Source organism: Euzebyales bacterium, from assembly GCA_035461305.1.
Classification (GTDB): Bacteria; Actinomycetota; Nitriliruptoria; order Euzebyales; family JAHELV01; genus JAHELV01.
In genome coordinates this window covers 19,286-39,424 of the sequence record DATHVN010000185.1, presented here as the reverse complement: position 1 = coordinate 39,424, position 20,139 = coordinate 19,286, and the positions used below count along the sequence as shown (strand labels likewise).

22 protein-coding genes are annotated in these 20,139 nt (G+C 71.2%); 13 read left to right on the top strand and 9 right to left on the bottom strand.

Annotated elements, in window-relative coordinates:
* Positions 1-144 (top strand): transposase (locus VK923_17450; GenBank protein ID HSJ46466.1); only part of this gene is annotated, 144 nt, incomplete at its 5' end.
* 89 nt (positions 145-233) lie between these two features.
* Here the strand turns inward: VK923_17450 and VK923_17445 are convergent.
* The 4 genes from VK923_17445 to VK923_17430 form a co-directional block, all read right to left on the bottom strand.
* Entirely contained in the window at positions 234-1,307 is a 1,074-nt protein-coding gene (locus VK923_17445; protein HSJ46465.1) for a Glu/Leu/Phe/Val dehydrogenase dimerization domain-containing protein, read from the bottom strand.
* Between the two features lie 115 nt (positions 1,308-1,422).
* Positions 1,423-1,995: a hypothetical protein gene (locus VK923_17440; GenBank protein HSJ46464.1), complete on the bottom strand. Its 573-nt coding sequence runs from the start codon at positions 1,993-1,995 to the stop codon at positions 1,423-1,425.
* A 1-nt stretch (position 1,996) separates the two neighbouring features.
* On the bottom strand, positions 1,997-2,623 hold the full coding sequence (locus VK923_17435; GenBank protein ID HSJ46463.1) for a hypothetical protein: 627 nt from the start codon (positions 2,621-2,623) through the stop codon (positions 1,997-1,999).
* A gap of 16 nt (positions 2,624-2,639) precedes the next feature.
* Positions 2,640-3,935: a hypothetical protein gene (locus VK923_17430; GenBank protein HSJ46462.1), complete on the bottom strand. Its 1,296-nt coding sequence runs from the start codon at positions 3,933-3,935 to the stop codon at positions 2,640-2,642.
* Between the two features lie 63 nt (positions 3,936-3,998).
* On the opposite strand from VK923_17430, the gene VK923_17425 reads away from it, so the two are divergent.
* Entirely contained in the window at positions 3,999-4,232 is a 234-nt protein-coding gene (locus tag VK923_17425) for a helix-turn-helix domain-containing protein (GenBank protein HSJ46461.1), read from the top strand.
* Between the two features lie 2 nt (positions 4,233-4,234).
* Here VK923_17425 and VK923_17420 read toward each other — a convergent pair whose 3' ends face one another.
* On the bottom strand, positions 4,235-4,834 hold the full coding sequence (locus VK923_17420) for a hypothetical protein (protein HSJ46460.1): 600 nt from the start codon (positions 4,832-4,834) through the stop codon (positions 4,235-4,237).
* 245 nt (positions 4,835-5,079) lie between these two features.
* Here VK923_17420 and VK923_17415 point away from each other — a divergent pair, with 245 nt between their 5' ends.
* Together VK923_17415 and VK923_17410 are read left to right on the top strand one after the other, a co-directional pair.
* Positions 5,080-5,943: an SDR family oxidoreductase gene (locus VK923_17415; GenBank protein HSJ46459.1), complete on the top strand. Its 864-nt coding sequence runs from the start codon at positions 5,080-5,082 to the stop codon at positions 5,941-5,943.
* Between the two features lie 76 nt (positions 5,944-6,019).
* Positions 6,020-6,793, top strand: a complete 774-nt coding sequence (locus VK923_17410; GenBank protein ID HSJ46458.1) for an alanyl-tRNA editing protein — start codon at positions 6,020-6,022, stop codon at positions 6,791-6,793.
* On the opposite strand, the gene VK923_17405 is transcribed toward VK923_17410, so the two are convergent.
* On the bottom strand, positions 6,772-7,329 hold the full coding sequence (locus VK923_17405; protein HSJ46457.1) for a GNAT family N-acetyltransferase: 558 nt from the start codon (positions 7,327-7,329) through the stop codon (positions 6,772-6,774). The two genes, VK923_17410 and VK923_17405, sit on opposite strands and share 22 nt — an antisense overlap.
* Before the next feature lie 197 nt (positions 7,330-7,526).
* Here VK923_17405 and VK923_17400 point away from each other — a divergent pair, with 197 nt between their 5' ends.
* The 5 genes from VK923_17400 to VK923_17380 all read left to right on the top strand — a co-directional run bounded on the left by VK923_17400 (position 7,527) and on the right by VK923_17380 (position 12,099).
* Positions 7,527-8,417, top strand: coding sequence for a c-type cytochrome (locus VK923_17400; GenBank protein HSJ46456.1), 891 nt, complete (start codon positions 7,527-7,529; stop codon positions 8,415-8,417).
* A 175-nt stretch (positions 8,418-8,592) separates the two neighbouring features.
* The gene (locus VK923_17395; GenBank protein ID HSJ46455.1) at positions 8,593-9,465 is read left to right on the top strand and encodes a Rieske (2Fe-2S) protein; all 873 of its coding nucleotides are present in this window, start codon (positions 8,593-8,595) and stop codon (positions 9,463-9,465) included.
* Positions 9,466-9,527: 62 nt separating this feature from the next.
* Positions 9,528-10,889: a cytochrome b N-terminal domain-containing protein gene (locus VK923_17390; protein HSJ46454.1), complete on the top strand. Its 1,362-nt coding sequence runs from the start codon at positions 9,528-9,530 to the stop codon at positions 10,887-10,889.
* A gap of 210 nt (positions 10,890-11,099) precedes the next feature.
* Complete coding sequence (locus tag VK923_17385) at positions 11,100-11,654, top strand: sigma-70 family RNA polymerase sigma factor (GenBank protein ID HSJ46453.1); 555 nt, start codon at positions 11,100-11,102, stop codon at positions 11,652-11,654.
* Positions 11,647-12,099 (top strand): hypothetical protein, encoded by a 453-nt coding sequence (locus tag VK923_17380; protein HSJ46452.1) that lies wholly within the window; start codon positions 11,647-11,649, stop codon positions 12,097-12,099. Before VK923_17385 ends, VK923_17380 begins: the two co-directional genes overlap by 8 nt.
* 27 nt (positions 12,100-12,126) lie before the next feature.
* On the opposite strand, the gene VK923_17375 is transcribed toward VK923_17380, so the two are convergent.
* Complete coding sequence (locus tag VK923_17375) at positions 12,127-14,250, bottom strand: PBP1A family penicillin-binding protein (protein ID HSJ46451.1); 2,124 nt, start codon at positions 14,248-14,250, stop codon at positions 12,127-12,129.
* 244 nt (positions 14,251-14,494) lie between these two features.
* Positions 14,495-14,896, bottom strand: a complete 402-nt coding sequence (locus VK923_17370) for a DUF5318 family protein (protein ID HSJ46450.1) — start codon at positions 14,894-14,896, stop codon at positions 14,495-14,497.
* A gap of 195 nt (positions 14,897-15,091) precedes the next feature.
* Here VK923_17370 and VK923_17365 point away from each other — a divergent pair, with 195 nt between their 5' ends.
* The gene (locus VK923_17365) at positions 15,092-15,736 is read left to right on the top strand and encodes a PadR family transcriptional regulator (GenBank protein HSJ46449.1); all 645 of its coding nucleotides are present in this window, start codon (positions 15,092-15,094) and stop codon (positions 15,734-15,736) included.
* 51 nt (positions 15,737-15,787) lie between these two features.
* Positions 15,788-16,918 (top strand): inositol-3-phosphate synthase, encoded by a 1,131-nt coding sequence (locus VK923_17360; protein HSJ46448.1) that lies wholly within the window; start codon positions 15,788-15,790, stop codon positions 16,916-16,918.
* Here the strand turns inward: VK923_17360 and VK923_17355 are convergent.
* A complete protein-coding gene (locus VK923_17355; GenBank protein ID HSJ46447.1) occupies positions 16,875-17,297 on the bottom strand; it encodes a S26 family signal peptidase in 423 nt (140 codons plus the stop codon). The genes VK923_17360 and VK923_17355 overlap by 44 nt on opposite strands.
* 65 nt (positions 17,298-17,362) lie before the next feature.
* On the opposite strand from VK923_17355, the gene sodN reads away from it, so the two are divergent.
* Both sodN and malQ read left to right on the top strand, forming a co-directional pair.
* Entirely contained in the window at positions 17,363-17,845 is a 483-nt protein-coding gene (sodN, locus tag VK923_17350) for a superoxide dismutase, Ni (protein HSJ46446.1), read from the top strand.
* 125 nt (positions 17,846-17,970) lie between these two features.
* Positions 17,971-20,109: a 4-alpha-glucanotransferase gene (gene malQ / locus VK923_17345; protein HSJ46445.1), complete on the top strand. Its 2,139-nt coding sequence runs from the start codon at positions 17,971-17,973 to the stop codon at positions 20,107-20,109.
* Positions 20,110-20,139 lie beyond the last annotated feature (30 nt).

The following is a 20,139-nucleotide window of genomic DNA, read 5'->3' as shown; positions in this document are numbered from 1 at the left end:
GCCTACCGGCGACGCAACACCGTCGAGCGCGACTGGAACAAGCTCAAACAGTGGCGCGGCATCGCCACCCGCTACGACAAGACCGCCACCAACTACCGCGGCGGCATCCTGCTTGCCGTCCTGCTCACCTGGGCCCCCAAGTGATTCGGGAGACACGCTCTAGATCTGTCGCTGGACCGGGAGACAGAGGCGTTGTCCGCACCCGGGATCCTCGGACGAGCGCGTCCGTCTCGTCAGTCGCGCAGCCAGAAGCGGCGCAGACGGCCGAGGTCGGCCATGCGCTGCTCGGCATAGTGATCCGCCGCCGCCGCGGTCGTGATGCTCTGGGCACGGGCGATCGCGAAGATCTCCCGCAGCCGGGGGCCGATCTGGCGGACGCGCGCCCGCGCGCGTTGCTCTGAGTAGCCACCCGGACGCAGCTCGTCGGCCACCTGGATCACGCCACCGGCGTTGATCACGTAGTCAGGCGCGTACAGCACGCCCGCGTCTGCCAAGGCGTCGGCGTGACGTGGCTCCGCGAGCTGGTTGTTGGCGGCACCGGCCACGACGCTGCACTGCAGCTCGGGGATCGTCTCGTCGTTGAGAACGGCACCGAGCGCGTTGGGGCTGAACACGTCGGCGTCGACAGCGTGGATCTTGTCGACGCTGACGACCTCGGCGCCGAGGTGCTCTGCACACCACGTCGTCGCGTCGTCGTCCGTGTCGGCCACCGTCACCCTGCCACCCACCTCGTGGATCGACGCGGCAAGCCGCCGCCCGACCTTGCCTACACCCTGCATGGCGACGTGCCGGCCCCGCAGGGATGGCGACCCCCACAGCTCCTCGACGCATGCCTGGAGACCCTCGAAGGTGCCGTGGGCGGTCAGCACCCCGGAGTCGCCGGAGCCGCCCTCGACCGGATCGGCACCCGTGGCCCACCTCGTCTCGCGCCGGACGATCGCCATGTCAGCCGGGTAGGTGCCGACGTCGCAGGCCGTCACGTACCTGCCGTTGAGCGACTCCACCAGCCGGCCGTAGGCACGCAGCAGCGCCTCGGACTTGTCGCGCGCCGGATCGCCGATGATGACGGCCTTGCCGCCACCGAGGTCCAGGCCGGCTACGGCGGCCTTGTAGGCCATAGCCTTCGCGAGGCGCAGCACGTCGATCAGCGCTGCCGTCTCGTCGGGATAGGGGTAGAAGCGAGTGCCGCCGAGGCTGGGTCCCAGGGCCGTCGAGTGGATTGCGATGATGGCGCGCAGGCCAGTCTCGGCGTCACTGCCGAACACGACCTGTTCGTGGCCGTCGAACTTTGCGAACGGACCGTCCATGATGGTGCTCCTCGTCTCGCCGCCGGGCGGATCGCGTCCGGCGATGGTCACCGCCGCGGCCGGGATCGCCGCCCGGGGCGTTGCGCCGATCGTACGCCCGCGGCCACGGAACGGGCTACGTCGCGACGACGGCCGCCGTCGTCACGCAGGTGACCATGGCCGCGAGCCAGACGGCGGCGGTCCGCTGGCGCAACGTGAGCAGCTGGTCGCGGAGCACCTGGCGACGGAGAAGGCGGGCGTGCCGCTCGAGCACGTCCGCGGCGTCGACGACGCCAGCGCAGCCACGCAGGTCGGCGGCGAGCTGCGCGACGTGCGGGCAGGACGCCCACCGCGCCCACGACCGCACGGCCGTGGCAGCGGGCACGCCGCGAGCCAGCTGGGCCGCGATCGGTCCGAGCTCACCTACGACCGGCCCACGGCCCGTGCCGACCACGTGCTCCACGGCGGCGCGCAGGTCGTGGCCGACGACGAGCAGCATCGCGAGGCGCTCGACGATCGGCGCCAGCTGCGCGGTGCGCCGTCGGCCACGCGTGACCGCGGAACCGCAGCCGCCGGGAAGGACGCGCCGGCGCACGCCTGGCCAGCGTCCCGCTCGCCGCGGCCACCAGGCGTAGATGCCCGGGTCGTAGCGCCGCGGCACGTGCGGCGCGAGCCGCCCGGCCAGGCCCGTCGGGCGTCGCGGCGTCACGTCACGTCGCCGCGGACCCGGCGCTGAGGAGCGCGTGGACCGACGAGCCCGTGAGCACGCGTGCGTCGGCCACGGCGGCGCGGACCCACGCACTACCGGCCCACCACGCGGCGACGGCACCAGCCGCGACGACCCACGCCGCGCCACCGGTGATGACGCCCGAGCCGACCAGTCCCAGCGGACTCAACAGCAGCCAACACGCTGCGGTGCCGAGGCGCAGCGTGCCGCGCGCCCTGCATGTGGCGTCGGCTGACGCAACCTCGCCGACCCGCAGCCGTGCGAGGGCCGCCGCCGGATCGACCCCGCCGGCGGCAGCCGCGGCGGCGGTCGCGCACAACCTGTCGCCCGGAGCGGTCGCGAGACGGTCGCAGAGCCCGCCGAGCAGCACGGCGCGTGGCGCACCGCCATGGGCCCGGACCGCGTCCTCGGCGGCGCACCGGACCGGCGGCGGACCGTGGAGGCACACGCCGACCACGACGTCACAGGGATCGACCGCCGTCCCGTCGACGTGCGACTCGACCTCGGCGAGCAGCCACAGCCACAGGGTCGGCGCCACCGGGCCCGTGCGACGGCGGTGGTCGGTGATCGCCACGACGCCGACGACCACCAGCGCGAGGAGTGCGATCATGCCGGAGCCCCGACCGTCACGGGGTGGCGCCCGTGGGGTCGTCCGCACCTGGTCCGTTGCGCCAATGACCCAGTGATCCCGCCGCAACGGGCTCGGGTGGCCCGTAGGGCCGAGGTGCCGCAGGGGCCCGGTCGAGCACCGCGGTGACGGCGCCGGCGAGCAGGGCCGGCCATGCGTCATCCAGCGCGTCGCGCTCGCGCAGGTGCTCCTCGAGGGACACGGGCGGCGCGAAGAGCGCCGGCCCCACGGCGGCCGCGGACGGCACCCCGCCGCCCGCCGCGGCGCCGTCCAGCAGGTGGCGCACGGCGCGGCTCAGATCGGCGCGAACCGTCCTGTCCGCCACCGCCTGGTTGATGACCGGCAGCACCCGGTCGCCGGCGATACCCAACTCGAGGAGCTCCACCAGCACGCGGACCATGGCGTAGACACCCTTCATCGTGGGCTGGCCGACGACCATGACCGCCGCGGCCCGGGCCAGGACCGTCCGCGCCAGGACGTTGCGCTCCTCGACCTCTATCGAGCCGCCCTGCGCCTCGCCTTCGACGTCGGCGTCGACGTCGGCAACCACGACGTCGAACGCGGCCCGGACCGATTGCAGCGCCGCCTCGAGCGATCCGCCCCTGATGCGGGACCAGTGGCGGGCGCGGGCGATGCCCGGCAGCAGGTAGTACCCGCGTTCGACGACGCCGACGGCAAGCTGGCGCATCTCGCGCTGCTCCGGCGTGCGTTCGGCGTGCAGCTCGACGAGGTCGACGATGTCAGGCTGCGAGCCATATGCGTTGTGCAGCATGGCCTGCTCAGCGTGCAGGCAGCAGTCCGCCAGGAGCACGCGCCTGCGCGCTGCCGCCAGGCCCTGCGACAGCGCGATCGCGCTGACGCTGGCACCAGTCCCTCCGGGTCCCGTGACGGCCACGACCGGCGCCAACGGGTGCTCGAGACGTGCCGGCACTGCGGGCTCGAGGACGCCGCGTAGCGCGTCGAGCAGTTGGCGCTGGTCGAAGTCCGCGGGCAGGGCGGCCGCCGCGCCCAGTGTGTCCCACGGCCGTCTGCGGCGAGGGCCCTCGATCACGACGGCAACGCCACCGGCGCTCATGACGTCGGTCAGCAGGTCGCGATCGACGAAGGACAGGTCGCCGTCGAGCAGGACGCCCTGGTGCGCGCTGCCCTCCTCGAGGCGTGCGCGCAGGTGGGCGACGGACTGGCAGTAGGAGACGGTGAACGGGACCGCAGCGGACGTCGACCACGCCTCGAGCCGTTGCGGCCACGAGGCGGTGCGGCTGACCAACCCGAGCAGGGTCTGTCGCTGTCGCATCAGACCCTTACCGTTGTCTACATCGCGGTGCAATTCGGGGCCCCCGGTGTATCATGGCGGGCGATGGCGCAACAAGAAATCACCTGGCTTAGCACGGCGGCGGCGGCCCGCCATCTGGGCATCACCCCGCGAACGCTGTACCGCCTGATCGACGAGGGCGAGATCGCGGCCTACAAGTTCGGGCGCGTCATCCGTCTGCAGGAACGCGATGTCAACGCGTTCATCGAACGCAGCCGCATCGTGCCCGGATCCCTCGAGCACCTGTATCCCGACCCTGCGCGGTCCAACGTCGACTGACCTCATGTGACCGCGATCACCTCGGTCACCATGTCCAGGCGAAGGTGCATCCCGTCGTCGAGGCGCAGCACGTCGCGACCGACGCCGTTGATGCGCCCCCGGTGCAGCCGACCGTCGACGGTGCCGACCCCGACCAAGGCTTGACCGTCGGCGAGCTCGCGCGCGACGTCGCTGAACGTTGCGCCCACGGCTGCGGACGGGGCGGTCGTCGGCGCGTGGCCGGGGACCGTCTCCGGCGGGTGATCCGCGGCGGTCGCATCCGGGCGGACGCGGACGCCGACGACGGCCGCCCCTGTGATGTATACCGTGCCGCCATCGGCGACGGCGACGGCGACGAGGCCGCTGTGCGCAGCGAGGACGCGCCCACGGTGGCTCCGACCACTCGCCACCAGCACGTCGACCGGAGCGCCCTCACGCATGGCGCGGGCGCAGACGTCCTCGAAGGTCCGATCCTCGTCGAGCTGCCGGACCAGCCAGCGGCGCTGGCGGCGCATGTCGACCGCGGCCTGGGCACGCGCGTCACCGAGGAACACGTGAAGCTCGTCGTCCCGCACCGCCGCCCCCAAGGCGTCGCCGCTGTTGCGCAGGCATTGACCGCGCATCCTCCCTGTCGCACGCGCGCGGAGGCGCATGTGCCACGGGAGTCTAGGGCCGGCCAGCGCCCCGGCGTGCGTAGCCGACACGCACGGATGGAGAAGAGTGGGACCGACACCGCCATACGGCCGGGGCAGCACCGGCCGCCTGGTGGTGTCGCGACATCGGTACGGCATAGTACCGTAACCTCCGCTAAACTTGCTTTGTTTGCCTAGCACTCGCTCAGCAAGTAACCCAGAGATCGGGGGCGCACATGGCTGGAGTCAAAGGCAGGGTCGTCGTCATCACGGGTGCAGGCGGCGGACTGGGACGCCAGCACGCGTTGCTGTTCGCCCGCGAAGGCGCCCGTGTGGTCGTGAACGATCTGGGCGGCAAACGCGACGGCTCTGGCTTCGGCTCCGAGATGGCCGACGGCGTGGTGTGCGAGATCACCGACGCGGGCGGCGAGGCCGTCGCCAACTACGACAACGTCGCCACCGTGGAGGGCGGCAAGCGCGTGGTCGCCACGGCCCTCAACGCGTTCGGGCAGGTCGACGCCGTCGTCAACAATGCCGGCATCCTGCGTGACAAGTCCTTCCACAAGATGACCGCGGAGCAGTGGGACGCTGTGCTACGGGTCCATCTGTACGGCGCGTTCAGCGTGACGCGCGCGGCGTGGCCCCACATGCGTGAGCAGCAGTTCGGGCGGGTCATCGTGACGACCTCGACATCGGGCCTGTTCGGCAACTTCGGGCAGGCGAACTACGGCGCCGCGAAGATGGGCATGGTCGGGCTGATCAACACCCTCGCCGTCGAGGGCGCCCGCTACAACATCACCGCCAACGCGGTCGCACCGCTGGCGGACACGCGCATGACCTCCGACGTCATCCCCGACGACGCACGGCTCCACCTGGACCCGGCGTATGTGTCGCCGGTCGTCGTGCACCTCGCGTCCGAGGAGTGCAGCGACACGGGCGTGATCACGCTCGCCAGTGGCGGCCACTACGCCCGCATCGCGTACATGCAGGCCCGGGGTGTGCAGTTCGACCACGTGCCATCGGTCGAGGAGATCGCCCTGTCGTGGCCTGAGATCAGCGACCTGACCGACTCGGCGCCGGGGCGCAACCCGCTGCAGTGACATGCGCGGCGGAGTCGGTCGCCGCTGCCGCCGCCCGAGCCGCCCGACGCCTCGCTGAGAACGCTACGCTGCCCGCATGACCGCAGGCGCCACCGCACCGACCGACGAACTGTTCGCCACCGACGCCTACGTGCAGACGTTCGAGGCGAGCGTGGCCGCGGTCGATGCCGACCAGCGGCTCGTCGCGCTGGACCGCACCGCCTTCTATCCGGGCGGCGGCGGCCAGCCCCACGACATCGGCAGGCTGCGGTGGCACGACGGCGCCGCTGACGTCGCCCGCACACGCCGGGTGGCCGGGCGGATCTGGCACGCGATCGCGGCCGACCAGCCACTTCCGGATCCCGGCGCCGCGGTCGAGGGCCGCATCGACTGGGAGCGCCGACACCTGCTGATGCGCACCCACACCGCTCTGCACATCCTGTGCGGCGTGATCTGGCACGACTTCGCCGTCGCGGTGACCGGCGGCAACATGGAGCCGGGCACCGGGCGGCTGGACTTCGAACTGCCGGAGATGTCGGCCGAGCTCGGCCGCCGGCTTGAGCAGCGGATCAACCAGGAGATCGCGCGAGCCCGCGCCATCGCCGTGGAGTTCGTGGACCGCGCCGACGCCGACACCGATCCCGCGCTGATCCGCACGAAGGCGAACCTGATCCCGGCGGCCATCGATCCCCTGCGCGTCATCGACATCGTCGGCCTGGACCGTCAGGCCGACGGTGGCACACACGTCGCCACAACGGCCGACGTCGGCGCGGTGGATGTGACTGGTACGCAGTCGAAGGGACGCGCCAACAAGCGCGTGCGGATCGCCGTACGGGACCGGTCGGCGGCTCAGGACCGGTCGCGGACCTGACCGTCCGGCGCGCCGTTCGACGAGTCCGTCGACGACGGCTCCCGCAGCCAGAGCGAGTAACCCGTCGAGCGCACCCCCGGGGCCGGCTCGTGATCCAGGCCGGGGTCACGCTGGAACCCGAGGCGGTCGTAGAGGTCGCGTGCTTCCTCCATCTCCTGCGAGACCGCCAGCACCAGGCGGTCCTTGCCTTCGTCGCGAGTCAGCGCGATGCAGTGCTCCATGAGAGCCCGGCCCACGCCGGTGCCCCGCTCGTCGGGCGGGACGGCGAGCACGCGCACGGCCGACGCGTCCTGCTGGGCGCCACGCCACTCCGGGTAGCGCGTGACGGTGCCGACGATGCGGTCACCGCGGACCGCGACGATCACCTGGGCGTCGATCGTCCGCCCGCGCACGTTGGCGATGTCCTGCGCGAAGGACGACCACGCGTCCGGCGCCATGCGCGCAGCGAACTCGCTGTAGGCATCGACGACGAGCGACGCGACGATGTCGAGCTCATCGTCGCGCGCCTCACGGATGGTCAGCTCCTGGTCGGTCACGGCCGGCCCCTTGATCGACGGTCAGCTCGTTGTATCGTCGCCATGCGCGTGTCGCAGCAACGTCGCGGGCCCGGTTTCCTCGTACGCTGGTTGACCGGCTCCGCCAGTGAGAACCATATCGTCCTTCCTGCGCGCTCCTGCGTGGGGGAGCGAACCCTGGTAGACAGGGCTCTGACGGACAAAGGATGCAGTGGGCGATGGGTGCACGCTCTGCTCGATCGGTCCGCAACATCCTCGGCTGGCTCACACTGCTCCTCGGCTGTCTCGGCGTCGCCATGTGGTGGGTGGCCGACGACGTCGCCGCCCAGGAGGCGGAGCCCCTCACGGGCGACGTCGACCTCGGCGGTCAGCTCTACGCGCAGGCCTGCGCCCAGTGCCACGCCTCCGACGGCGGCGGCGCGACGGTGCCCGGCACCGATCGCAACGCACCGGCCCTGTCCGGGCGCCCGGAGGTCACTGCGTCCTACGTCGATCTGGTGCTGCGCACCGGTCGTATGCCCCCCGCCGGGGACCCGTACGACAACCAGCCGCGCGCGGTGGCGTTCGACGACGCACAACGCATGGCGATCGTCGCCTACGTGACCGAGGAGTTCGACCTCACCAACGACCTGGCCGACGTCACCGAGCTGCCGGAGGGCGACGCCGGTGCTGGCCAGGCCGTGTACGCGGCCAACTGCGCAGCATGCCACGGGTCAACCGGAGCCGGCGGCGTGGCCGGTGGCGGCGCATGGACGCCGGCGGTCAACATGTACGACACGACGACGATCGCCGAAGCGATCAGGCTCGGCCCCTTCCAGATGCCCGCGTTCGGCGAGGACATCATCCCGGACGAGGAAGCCGCCGACATCGGCGCCTTCCTCGAGGAGGTCAGCAGCGAGCCGGGCACGCCGCTGGGGCTGGTCGAGCTCAATCCCGTGTTCGCCTCCGGGTTCGTGGCGCTGATGGCGGTGGCGATGATCCTGTCGTTGTTCTGGATCTCGTCCAAGCCGACGTGGTTCCCCGACCCTGGCAGCGACGCCGAACCCGGCGAGCACGACGAGCAGCGCGTCACCTCAGTGCGTTCAGCCGATACCACGGAGCAGGCGTGAGCACGAGTGCCCCGACCAGCCACGACGGCAGGCCCACACCCTCGGCCGTCAGACGGGGGGCGTCAGCCGAGCGACTCAGCGACGCTGGCGGTAGGCGCACATCCCGTGCCTCACGCAGCGCCAGCGGTAGACACACACCCCGCGCCTCACGCAGCGCCAGCGGTAGACACACATCATGACCGACGATCGCGAGCCGACCAGGCCGAACCTGCGGGTCGTCAGCGAGGACACGCCGCCGCCCAGCCAGGCCAACGACGCGCTGGTGATCGGCAGCGCGATCATCGCCGCGCTGGGCGGTGTCGGGTTCGCGGTCGGGCTCGCGCTCGAGACGTCGATCGCCGTGTACGGCACGGCGCTGGCCCTCGGCCTGCTCGCGCTCGGCTTCGGCGTCCGCCGCTACTTCAGTGACCTGTTCCCCGACATCGAGGCCGTCGAGCCCCGTCACCCGGAGGGGGAGGACACCGACCACGAGCCGGTCGCGGCCATCGCCCCCCTCGAGCGGCGGTCGGTGCTGCGCAACGCGCTGATCGGCGCTGGTGGCGTCTTCGGGATCAGCCTGCTGGCGCCGGTTCCGTCACTGGGTCCTGCGCCGGGCGACGCGTTGAAGCGTACCGACTGGCGCCGCGGCACCCGGCTGGTCACGACCGACGGCGAACCCATCAGCGCCGACAACGTCACCGCCGGCGGTGTGGCGACGGTGTGGCCCGAGGGGTCGATCAACAACGAGATCTCGGCGGTGATCCTCGTGCGCGTCGCGGACGCCAGGTTCCGCCAGCCGACCAACCTGGAGTGGGTCGTCAACGGCGAGCTGGTGGCCTACTCGAAGGTCTGCACCCACGCCGGCTGTCCTGTGGGGCTGTTCCGCGAGCAGGACAACGCCCTGTTCTGCCCGTGCCACCAGTCGACGTTCGACGCCGTGCGCGGTGCCATCCCGACGTTCGGCCCGACGGCCCGAGCGCTTCCACAGCTGCCGCTCGGCGTCGACTCGGAGAGCTTCCTGATCGCGCTGGGCGACTTCACCGAGCAGGTCGGACCGGCGTACGGGTAGGGCACTACTGTGGAGGCCGCCAGGCTGATGGTCAGGTACGCAGGCAGGTCGGGAGGGTCGCGATGACGCCGCTGTTCGGCAAGCTGTTCGACCAGCTCGACGAACGGCTGCACCTCAGGACCGATGCCCGGACCGCCGCCAACAAGGTGTTCCCGAGCAACTGGTCGTTCCTGCTCGGCGAGGTGGCTGCGTTCTCCCTGGTCATCCTCGTGCTGACCGGCACCTTCCTGACGTTCTTCTACCGGCCGAACGTCGAGGCCGTCACCTACGTCGGCAGCAACCCGGTCTTCGCCGGCCGGACCCTGCCGGCCGCGTTCGAGTCCATCGTGCGGCTGTCCAGCGACGTCAACGGCGGCCTGCTGTTCCGCCGCCTGCACCGGGGCGCATCCCACCTGTTCATCGCCACCGTCGTGCTGCACATGCTACGGGTGATGCTGACCGGCGCGTTCCGCAAGCCGCGAGAGGTCAACTACTTCGTCGGCATCGGCCTGCTGACGCTCGCGTTCGGCGCGGGCTTCACCGGCTACTCGCTGCCGTACGACTCGCTGGCCGGCACCGGCATCCGGATCGCCTACTCCGAGCTGCTGTCGCTGCCGCTGATCGGCGACCGCGCGGCGTTCTGGATCTTCGGCGGCGCGTTCCCGACCGGCGACGTGATCCCGCGGTTCTTCGTGCTCCACGTGATGGTGCTGCCCGCGGCACTTCTGGGCACCGTCGGCCTCCACCTGTTCATCGTGTACCGCCAGAAGCACACTCAGTTCCCCCGGATGGGCATCGACGGCCACACGCTCGTGCTCGGCAAGCCGTTGTGGCCGCTGCAGTTCGCCGAGAGCGCCACGCTGTTCCTGTGGACCGGTGGCCTGCTGGCCGCCGCCGCCGTGCTGATCCCGTGGAGTGACGTCTCGCTGCTCGGCCCCTACGTGCCCGGGGAGGTCGGCAACAACGCGCAGCCCGACTGGTTCCTGTTCTGGCTCGAGGGCGCCCTGCGGATCTTCCCGCCCATCGAGTTCGGCGTCATCGGGAGCTTCGTCATCTCAGGTCCGTTCGTCGCCGGCGTGGTCCTGCCCGGCCTGATCTTCACCTTCCTCGCGGCCTATCCGTTCATCGAGAAGCGCGTGTACGGGCTCGAGGGCGAGTGGCACGTGCTGCAGAACCCGTTGGAGATCCCGCTGCGCGCCGCGGTGATGCTGGGGGTGTTCAGCGGACTGCTGATCCTCGCGGCCGCAGCGACCAACGACATCCTGTCGCGGATGTTCGGCATCCCGATCGAGGCCATGACCTGGTTCTTCCGGGTCGCAGTGATCGTGGTGCCGGTTGTGCTCGCCGTCGGCATCGCGCGCTACTCGCGCCGCCGCCTGCGACACCGTGGCCTCGTCGTTCCAACGTCCGAGGCGGAGGACCAGCAGCGCTACATCGCGGCCTGACGCAGGGCGCGTCGGCGCGACGTCCGGAACGATCGGGACGTCGCGTCCCACATCCACCGCCGCCGACATGTGCTGGTCCACTACGGAGCCTTTTTGGGCCTGCCGATGTATCACCGGGGACCTGCGGCGCTCGTCTTTGCGATGATTTCCACCCTGACACCGATCGGCCCGCCTGAGCGCTGCCTACAATCCGCACATATGGTCAGTGACGTGGGGCAGTTGCTGCAACGCGCAGCGGCAGGTGAGCGACAGGCATGGGACCAACTCGTCGACCGCTACACGCGTCTCGTGTGGTCGGTGGCCCGGTCGTTCGGACTGGACGACGCGACGGCGAACGATGTCAGCCAGACGGTGTGGCTGCGCCTCGTCGAGCACAGCGAACGGATCCGCGATCCCGAGCGACTGGCGGGATGGCTCGCGACGACGACCCGCCGCGAGGCACTCCGGGTGCTGCGTGGCCAGCGTCGGCAGCAGCCGTCCGAGGCGGTCGCCGGTGCGCCGGACCGCACCTCGCCGCAGCCAGACGAGTTGCTCCTCGACGAGGAGCTGCTGCGGACCGTGTACCGCGGGTTCGCAGGCCTGTCCCACCGGTGCCAACAGCTTCTGCGGCTGCTGTGCGCCGAGCCGCGCCTGGACTACGCCACGATCTCGGAGATCATCGGCCGCCCGGTCGGTAGCATCGGACCGACGCGGGCCCGTTGCCTCGATCGCCTCCGACGGCTGATCGACAGTCCCACCGAGACGGGAGCGCACACCAGTGACTGACCACGACGAGCGCGAGCTCCTCGACGCTCTACGGCGCGTGCTCGAGGTGGTCGACGCACCACCGGCTCACGTGATCGCCAACGCACGGGAGGCGTTCACCTGGCACGGCGTCGATGCCGAGCTGGCGGAGCTGGTGTACGACTCCGCGACCGAGACGACGCCCGTGGCGGTGCGCTCCGCCGAGGCGTCCCGCCAGGTGACGTTCCGCGCGCCGGGTCTCGAGATCGAGGTCGAGGTCGTCTCCGAGCGGGTGCGGATCGTCATCGGCCAGCTGGTCCCCGCGCAGGCGGCCTCGATCGAGCTGCACCAGGGCGACGCCGTGCGCACGACGGAGGCCGACGTGCTCGGGCGCTTCACCTTCGACGACGTGACGCCGGGCGCGATCAAGCTGACCGTCGTCACGGCCGCCGGTGCCACGGTCCAGACGGAGGGCCTGACGATCTGAGGTCGGGTCCGCCGGGCCGATCACGGGTCAGCGCTGCGGACCCTCATCGGGCGGCCCCCGCCGGTCCGGCTGGACCTGATCCGGGTCCTGCACGGGCTGGTCGTCCGGCGGCTGTGGGTCGGCCGGCTCCTCGGGTGGCGGGTCCTGCTCCGGCGGAGCCTCCTCCTCCGGCGGAGCCTCCTCCTCCGGCGGAGGCGGTGGCGGTTCGGCCGGCGGCTGCGAGGGCTCGGGTGCGGGCGCCGGCTCCGCCGGCAGCGGCTCGTCGGCCGGGTCGTCCTCGGGGGCGGGTGCCACGTCCGTCGTCGGCGCCGGGGCCGTCTCACCGACGATCTCGAAGTCGACCGACGGTTCCGGGAAGTCGTGGGGCTCGGTGAACTTGAGCGCCTCGCGCATGTACTCGCCCCACAGCTCCGCGGGGAACCCACCGCCAGTGGGTGCGCCGACCATCGGTTCGTTGGAGTCGCGGTACCCCATCCACGTCACGGTCGTCAGGTCCGGGGTGAAGCCCGCGAACCACGCGTCCGCGGCGTTCTGCGTCGTACCGGTCTTGCCGGCCACGGGGCGGTCGATCTGTGCGGCGACGCCGGTGCCCTGGTCGATCACGCCGCGCAGGACGTCGACCGTGGTCCACGCGACATCCTTGTCGAGCACCCGCCGCCGCTGGCTGCGTGGATCGAACACCACCTCCCCGTCGCGTTCGACCTTCGCGATCGTCCGTGGCGAGCGCGCGACCCCGCCGGAGGCAAGCGTGTTGTAGGCCGATGCCAGGTCGAGCGGCGTGACCTCCTCGGCCCCCAGCACGATCGACGGGTTCGGCTCGAGTTGGGAGGTGATCCCGGCCTGCTCGCCGAGGTTCGCGAGCCTTCTCGCGCCGACCTCGATCGCGACCTGGGCGTACACAGTGTTGACCGAGCTCCAGGTCGCCTCACGCAGCGTCATCGATCCGTAGGCGGCACCGCCGTAGTTGGAGACCTCCCACCCGTCCGGGTCGCCACTCTCCTCTGGACCGAACGTGATCGTGGACGGCGCGTCGAACCGGCTCTCCGGTGACTTGCCGTCGGCGATCCATGCCGCCAGTGCCAGCGGCTTGAAGGTCGAGCCGGGCTGGCGGCCGAGGCGTTGCGGACCGCCGATCGCCAGGTTGTACTGGTCGCGGTTGTAGTTGCGCCCACCGACCAGCGCCCGCACGGCGCCGTTGTCCGGATCGAGCGACACCATCGCGCCGGTCGGCACCGTGACGTCCTCACCGGCCGTGGCACGGAGGTCCTCGCGGAGCTCGTCGAACCGCCGGTCGTAGATCTTCTCGGCGGCCTTCTGCATCCGCAGGTTGAGCGTGGTGGTCACCGTGAGCCCGCGGTAGGCCTGGTCACCGACGCGGTCCGAGAGCTCCCGCTCGACCATGTCCATGAAGAACGGCGCCGTGCCCGCGACCCGCCTGGCCCTGGGTGTGACCTCCGGCTGGTTGGCCCGCAGCTTCCGGGCCCGCTGGTCGTCGATCCACCCCTGGGCCAGCATCTGGTCGATCACGTACGTGTAGCGCTCTGTGGCCCGCTCGGGGTTGTCGACCGGATCCGTCGCCGATGGTGCCGGGATCATGCCGGCCAGCAGCGCCGACTCGCCCACGGTCAGCTTGCCGACGTTCTTGTCGAAGTAGGCGCGTGACGCCGCCTGGATGCCGTAGGCCCCGCGGCCGAAGTAGATGGTGTTGAGGTACCACTCGAGGATCTGGTCCTTCGAGACCTCACGCTCGAGCTTCATCGCCAGCACGGCCTCGCGGGCCTTGCGCATCGCCGTCCGTTCGGTCTCACCCGTGACGGTCTTGACGTACTGCTGGCTGATCGTCGAGCCCCCCTGGCGAACCTCGCCGGAACGCACGTTGCGGATGGCCGCACGGACGATGCCCGGGATGCTGACCCCCGGGTGGTCGTAGAACCCGGCGTCCTCCGCCGCGAGCACGGCCTGTCGCGTGTGCTCCGGCACACGGTCGAGCTCCACGTCCTCGCGCGCCGTCTCGGCGTACAGCTCGCCGATCTTCTTGCCGCGCGCGTCGAGGACTACCGTCGGTGACGTGTCCAGCTCGGTGGGCAGCGGCACGGTGGCAACCGCATACGCCACGGCGCCAGCGACGGTCACGGCTGCCAGCAGCACCACCAGCAGCGCACCCAGCCAGAAGGTGGGACGCCGGAACCACGGCCGGCGACGTCGACGCCGGACGCGAACGGGCTGGTGGGCAGGCGTCCACTCACGCGGCCGGGGAGGGGTCCGCGTCGGCTGGGCACGCGTGATCGCCGGAGTCCGCGGGGAGTGCGGGGTTTCCATGAGCAACGAGTGTGCCATCGCCCGGGCTGGCCGCATGACACGATCGTGTAACACCCGACCACGGGCTGGTCGCCGGTCAGTCCTGGTGCGCCTGTCCCATGAGCACGCTCTCGTGCAGGTGGTTCCAGCCGCACACCAGGCAACACTCGACGGTGTACGCGGTGAACGAGTCGTGGTCGGCAGCCAGGTCGGCCAGCTCCTGGCGGGTCCACACCGGCGCACCCGACTTACGGCGCAGCTCGCTGCCGAACACGTAGGTGACGAGGCGCAGCGACGTGCTGTCGTCGGCCGGCACCCGGGCGCGCCGGTCCGCGAGCTCGCAGATCGGGCACTGCCGGTCGCTCGGCGTGCCGATGTTGCGCGCCGCGCGGAGCAGCTCGGGATGCGCGTCGCACACGTCCTGCACGGCGACGGCGCCCTGCGACACCTGGCGGACCAGCGCGCGCTTGGCCATCTGGTAGTCGGTTGAGCTCTGCATGGGCCTCGGCCAAGTGTAGGCGCCACCGCACAGGGTCGACATGGGTGTCACAGCCCCCGGCGGCGCCTGGCCATCGGATCAGGGACAGCGCCAGAAACATATCGGCGCGATACATCGGCGCGATAGACTTGCGCGTCGACAACGGTTCAGCACCACGTTGACCCACGAACCCTACGACCACCCAAGGACGTGCCCGTGCTCGAGCTTGCCATCCTGGGGCTGCTCAAGGAGCGGCCGATGCATGGCTACGAGCTGCGCAAGCAGCTCGCGCAGAAGCTCGGGCTGTTCTGGACGGTGTCGTTCGGCTCCTTGTACCCGACGCTCAAGAAGCTGGAGCGGCGTGGCGTGGTCGAGAAGGTCCCTGGAGACGCCGCCGACGAACGGCCGCGTCGCAAACAGGAGTACCGCATCACCGCCGCCGGCGAGGCTGACTTCCTCGAGCTCCTCGGCGAGCTCGACGCCCAGGAGCTCGAGGAGGAGAAGTTCTCCCTCCGCCTGGCCTTCTTCACCTACCTGCGCCCCGAGATTCGACTCCGCCTGCTGGAGCGCCGGCGGTCCTACCTCCACGAACGACTCGAGCAGGCCGAACGCGCGTTGCGCCGCGCCACGCGGCTCCGCGCCGACACCTACACGATCGCGCTCATGCGTCACGGCGTGAACGGCATCAACGCCGACATCGCCTGGCTCGACGAGCTCATCTCCGCCGAGCGCACCCGCATCGCAGAGGAACGCGGCGACGGCCACGACACGCCAGTCGACCCCGTCCGGTCGGACGAACCACCGCGCGACCCGCCCGAATCCCCCTCGTCGCTCGTCCACAGGCAGGACCCTCAGGCCTGAACATCGACCAGCGATCGGCGCGGACGGCGCCGATCGCAAGGAGTACACGTCATGGGTACACACCGGTCAGCAACACCGATCCGCGTCGCCGTCGTCGGCGTCGGGAACTGCGCCAGCTCGCTGGTGCAGGGTGTGCACTACTACGCGGACGCGCAGCCCGGCGATGACGTGCCGGGACTGATGCACGTCGACCTCGGCGGCTACCACGTCGGCGACATCGAGTTCGTCGCAGCCTTCGACGTCGACGCCAAGAAGGTCGGACGCGACCTGGCCGAGGCGATCGTCGCGCCGCCCAACAACACGATCCAGTTCGCCGAGGTCCCGCCGGTCGGTGTCGAGGTCCAGCGCGGCCCGACGCTCGACGGGTTCGGCGAGTACTACCGCGAGACGAGCGAGGAGAGCGACGCGCCGCCGGTCGACGTCGCCGAAGTCCTCCACGAGGCGCGGGCCGACGTGCTCGTGTGCTACCTGCCGGTCGGCTCCGAGCAGGCCGCGCGCTACTACGCCGAGCAGGCGTTGGCCGCCGGCGTGGCGTTCGTCAACTGCCTCCCGGTGTTCATCGCCAGCGACCCGGCATGGGCCGAGCGGTTCGTCGCCGCCGGCGTGCCGATCATCGGCGACGACATCAAGTCGCAGGTGGGCGCGACGATCACCCACCGCATGCTGGCCCGCCTGTTCGAGGACCGCGGTGCTGCGATCGACCGCACATACCAGCTGAACTTCGGCGGCAACATGGACTTCATGAACATGTTGGAGCGCAAGCGGCTGACGTCGAAGAAGGTCTCCAAGACGCAGTCTGTCACGAGCCAGCTCGACGCGCCCATCGGTCGCGAGAACATCCACATCGGGCCCAGCGACCATGTGCCGTGGCTCGAGGACCGCAAGTGGGCCTACATCCGGATGGAGGGCCGGAACTTCGGCGACGTCCCGATCAGCGTCGAGGTCAAGCTCGAGGTGTGGGACTCGCCCAACTCCGCTGGTGTCGTCATCGACGCCGTCCGCTGCGCGCGGCTGGCAACCGACCGTGGCCTTGGCGGGCCGCTCCTCGGCCCGTCGAGCTACTTCATGAAGTCGCCGCCGGCACAGTTCACCGACGACGTGTGCCACCGTATGGTCGAGGAGTTCATCGCCCGTCCGGTCAGTGACTTCGCGGTGGATCTGCGGGAGCACGCGACCAACTGAGCCCGCGCCCGGGCACGCGTCCGGCGCGGTTGGCTGGTGCATACCGCCACACGACGTACGTCCGGACCATGCGGGCAGGCACGGGCCCGAAGACCCGGCTGTCGGCGCTGGCGGCCGTGTTGTCGCCACGCAGGTCGATCCCGTCGGAGGCGACGGCGTGCACCCGCTTGAGCAGCTCACGGTCGTGCGACCGCGGATCGTGCGCGAGCGCCAGTTGACCGGGGCGTGGCCGGCCTGGAGCGGCCACGAGCAGCAGCCGGTCACCGGCGCACAGCGTCGGATGCATGCTCGACCCGGTCACGATGACGTGGCGCAGGCCACCACGGCGGGCCCACAGGACGGCGGCGGCCCCCAGCGTGATGGTTAGCGGACGGAGCACAGGGACACACTACGACCTCGAACGATCCCCCTGCGTCACCGAATGCATCAAGGAGTATCGAACTCATGACCTCAAGTAGCTACAGCGGTAGGTCACGTCACACGGACATCACCCGACTGCTCACGATGCTCGACCGGGTCGCGGCGCCGACCACGGTGCACGCGCACTGCGACATCCCCTGCGGCATCTACGACCCCGAGCAGGCGCGCATCGAGGCGGAGTCCTGCTACAAGATCGCCCAGAAGTTCCAGGACTCGGACGACGAGCTGTTCCGCCAGCGCTGCGTGATCGTCAAGGAGGAGCGCGCGGAGCTGGCGAAGCACCACATCTCGGTGCTGTTCAGTGATCGCTTCAAGCCGGAGCACCTCGACCAGTTCCCGAACCTGCAGGACACGTTCTGGCGCGCGCTCAAGCAGTGCTCGCAGGTGAAGCGGAGCAACGACCCGGCCGAGGGCCAGAAGCTGCTCGATCTGATCGACGAGATCGACGACATGTGGAAGAAGACCGGCGGGCTGGAGGAGACGCGCGTCAACGGGCGTCCCGGCTGACCCACCGCGCGCACGACCGACGGGTCCCGTCACGGGCGGGGCCCGTCGCCATGTCCGGGCACGTACGCGAGCGACGCCGTCTCCGGCCGCGCGCCCGCCGCAGGACGACCCGAGGAGCACGGATCGTGGCACCACCCGACCCCGAGCAACGGGCGCTGCGCCGCCTCGCTCGGGCTGCCGGCGTCGCAGATGCCTACGAGGCGTCGGGCGCGGCCCAGCGGCCGCCCGACAGCACTCTGCGGGCGGTGCTGACCACCCTGGGACACGACTGCGACGACAAAGCCGCCATCGCCCGTTCCCTGCGGGCACTGCGGCGGCGCGGCTGGACGTGCCCGGTGGAGCCGGTGGCCGTGGTGTGGCGCGGCGGTGATGTGGGCGAGCCGAGCCGGCCCACGGTGACCGTCAGCGCACCGGTCGACGTGGAGCCGGATCTGACGCTCACGCTCGAGGACGGCACCGAGCGGTCGGTGGGTGCGCCGGTGTGGGGCGGGGTCGCCGAGACCGGCAGCGGCCGTCGACGGCGGGGAACCGTGGAGCTGCCTGCCGATCTGCCGCTGGGCTACCACCGCCTGATGGTGGCGACTGCGGGCGACGAGGACGCCTGCACGGTCATCGTGGCGCCCGACCGCGCGCCGGCGATCACGGTCGGGCGCCGGTGGGGGTGGATGCTGCAGGCCTACGCGGTGCGCTCCGCCGCCGGCTGGGGACAGGGCGAGTTCGCGGACCTCGCGCTGCTCGCCGAGTGGGCGGGAGGCGACGGCGCCGACCTCCTGCTGATCAACCCGGTCCACGCCGCCGCGCCGGTGCTGCCCCGGGAGGCCTCGCCGTATTCACCGACGAGCCGCCGCTTCGCCGATCCCTGCTACCTGCGCGTCACCGACGTCGCAGGCTACGACGCGCTCGACGCCACCACGCGGCGGCGATGGGAAGACCTGCCCGCCCCCCTGGCGGCCGACGCCGAACGGATCGACCGCGACGCCGTGTGGCAGGCGAAGCGGGAGGCGCTCTGGCTGCTGTACGAGCGACGCGCCGACGACCAACGCCGTGAGCTCGCGGCGTTCCGTGCCGACGGCGGGCCGGCGCTGCAGCGCTTCGCCACGTTCTGTGCCCTCGCCGAGGAGCTCGGCATCCCGTTCACCACCTGGCCGGACCCACTCCGCGACCCGCGGTCCGACGCCGTCGCGGCGTGGGCCGGCGAGCACGACGGCGTCGTGGGGTTCCATGCCTGGCTGCAGCTGCTGTGCGCCCGCCAGCTGCGGGACGCTCAGGACCGCGCGACGGCCGCCGGCATGGACATCGGCATCGTGCACGACCTGGCCGTGGGGGTCGCGCCGGGTGGTGCCGACGTGTGGTCACTGCCCGACGAGTTCGCCAGGTCCATGCGCGTCGGCGCCCCGCCGGACGCCTTCAACCACCAGGGCCAGGACTGGGGTCAGCCGCCCCCGCTGCCAGGTGCGATGCGCGCCGCAGGATATCGCACGCAGCGAGAGGTGCTGTCGGCGTCGCTCGCGGTCGGCGGCGGGCTCCGCATTGATCACATCCTCGGGTTCTCCCGACTGTTCTGGATCCCCGAGGACACCGGACCGGTCGAGGGCACCTACGTCGGCTATCCCGCCGACGAGCTGTTCGCGGTGCTCGTGCTCGAGGCCCACCGCGCAGGAGCGATCGTGATCGGCGAGGACCTGGGCACGGTCGACGACCGCATCCGGGGGCTACTGCGCCGCCGCGGGGTCGCCGGCAGCGCGGTGCTGTGGTTCGAGGGCGACGACACGACGACCCACGGGCGCCGCGACGCCGCCCGGTACCCCAGGTCGGCGTTGGCGTCGGTGACCACACACGACCTGCCGACGGCGACCGGATGGTGGGACGGATCCGCGCTGCGTGTCCGACACGAGCTGGGGCTGCTGTCCGAGCCGCTCGCGGACGCCCAGCGACGCCTTGCCGACGACAAGGCCTCGATGCTGGCGCTGTTCCGCGCGCACGACGTCCTGGCGGACGACGCCACGGACGTCCGTGCGAGGGTGGTCGCGATGCACCGCTTCCTGGCCTCGACGCCATCGGCGCTGGTGGCCGCGGCGCTGTGGGACGGGGTCGGCGATCCGCGGCAGCCGAACGTGCCCGGCACCGTCGACCAGTACCCCAACTGGCGGCTGCCGCTGGCCACACCGGGCCCCGACGGCCCCGTGCCGCTCACGCTCGAGGCGCTGACGCAGGGCACGGCGGTCGACGACGTGGTCGCCGCGATCCGCGCGGCCCGCGGCTGACACCACGCCGGGTGGCCGAGCATCCCGGGC